Origin of the sequence: Adlercreutzia equolifaciens, assembly GCF_029076695.1 — a bacterium.
Lineage (GTDB): Bacteria > Actinomycetota > Coriobacteriia > Coriobacteriales > Eggerthellaceae > Adlercreutzia > Adlercreutzia equolifaciens_A.
This window is the reverse complement of sequence record NZ_JARFIK010000394.1, coordinates 1-302: the sequence shown is the minus strand read 5'-3', so window position 1 is coordinate 302 and position 302 is coordinate 1. Positions and strand designations below refer to the sequence as shown.

Below are 302 nucleotides of genomic sequence, written 5' to 3'. Positions count from 1 at the left end.
GGGGTTTTGGCGATGACGGGGCGTCTTGGACGGCCGAAGATAGGGGCATCGAAGCGGCGTCGATGAGAGAGCGGCGCGCCTTGCAAGACCAAGGCTGTTTCATTCCGCGAAAGCAAGTAGAGAAAGGTGCGCAGATGAACATTGTCGTTGCATTCAAGGTGGTGCCCGACGACCAGGACATCCAGGTTGGAGCCGACCGCTCCCTCGACTTCTCGAAGGCCAAGGGCTTTGTGTCCGCCTACGACCTGAACGCCCTTGAGGCGGCTGCCCAGCTGGCTGCGTCAAACCCCGTCTCCACGGTG

The 302-nt window shown here is 61.3% G+C and carries 1 pseudogene; it reads left to right on the top strand.

Features of this window, described 5'->3' with window-relative positions:
- Positions 1-134: 134 nt before the first annotated feature.
- Positions 135-302: pseudogene (locus PZH32_RS12885) on the top strand (electron transfer flavoprotein); the annotation flags it as partial.